The sequence below is a fragment of the Arthrobacter sp. TJ-266 genome, from assembly GCF_058269115.1.
The window spans coordinates 1-1211 of sequence record NZ_JBZCNC010000013.1; the positions used below are offsets into that span (position 1 = coordinate 1).

Annotated in this window: 1 protein-coding gene; it reads left to right on the forward strand. The window is 65.6% G+C overall.

Annotated elements, in window-relative coordinates:
• Positions 1-89: 89 nt before the first annotated feature.
• Positions 90-1211, forward strand: a 1122-nt coding sequence (locus AC4D12_RS16975) for a lysozyme (protein ID WP_490951138.1), incomplete at its 3' end; no start/stop codon positions are given.

Sequence of the window (1211 nt, forward strand, 5' to 3'; positions counted from 1 at the left end):
ACCGGCACCACCATCCGCTACACCTGACCCCTCACACCCACCAGCACGTCACCGGAACAACAGCACCACCCGAGCCTTTGGAGATCTTCGTGTCACTCGTGAAAGCCAGGACGGCCGCAGCATTCATCGCCTTGAGCGCAGCCTTGGTCATCAACCCCGGCGTAGCAGCGGCGCAGGACCAGCCCGCTCCCGCTCCCACTTCCGCACCCGCATCGCAGAACTTCGAGGTAGCTCCGTCGGTGCCACCTGTCACGGTTCCGGGGGCGACGAGTTCTTCGGTGGTGCCGCCGGTGGTGCCGTCGTCGCCCGAGGCCGTGGGACCGACCTTGACGCCGGAGCGGATGCTCTCCAACGCGAAGGCGCTGGCGACCGAGATGGATACCGACGGAGCATCCCTCGGGCAGGGTGTCCTCAGGATGGCAGCGACCGGTGACGCCCAAGTGCCGGTTCCGGGAGAGGCTGACCGCACCACGGCCGGCGCCGAGCAGGAGGGTCTCGCGGCGGTCAACTACTGGCAGCCGGGCGGCGTCCTCGGCGTGGACGTCAGCAGCCACCAGGCCACCGTGGACTGGAGGGCCGCCTGGAACCAGGGCTCTCGGTACGCGTACACGAAGGCGACGGAAGCGACGAACTACCGCAACCCGTTCTTCTCCGCGCAGTACAACGGGTCCACCAACGCGGGCATGCTCCGGGGGGCCTACCACTTCGCGATCCCGAGTGTCAGCTCCGGCGCCCAGCAGGCGAACTTCTTCGTTGACAACGGAGGTGGCTGGACGGGTGACGGCAAGACTCTTCCACCACTTCTCGATGTTGAGTACAACCCTTACGCCTCACTTGGTAACTCCTGTTACAACATGTCGCCCTCGCAAATGGTCAATTGGATCAGGGACTTCTCGAACACGATGGTGAACCGCACCGGTCGCGCGCCGATGATCTATACGACCGCTGATTGGTGGAACACCTGCACCGCCCGCTCCACGGCATTCGGTAACCACCCGCTTCATCTAGCCAGTTACAGCAACGTAGGACCCGGGGTGATGCCCGCGGGCTGGAGCGGTTACCAGCTGTGGCAGTACACGAGCCAAGGACCGGTCGTAGGTGACTGGAACCAGTGGCCCGGTACCCTCAGCTCGCTGCAGACCTTTGCACGAAATGGTCAGCCCTCCGCCAGCGCGGCTGGGGCGGCGATCGCGGCGGTCGCGGCCCGCACC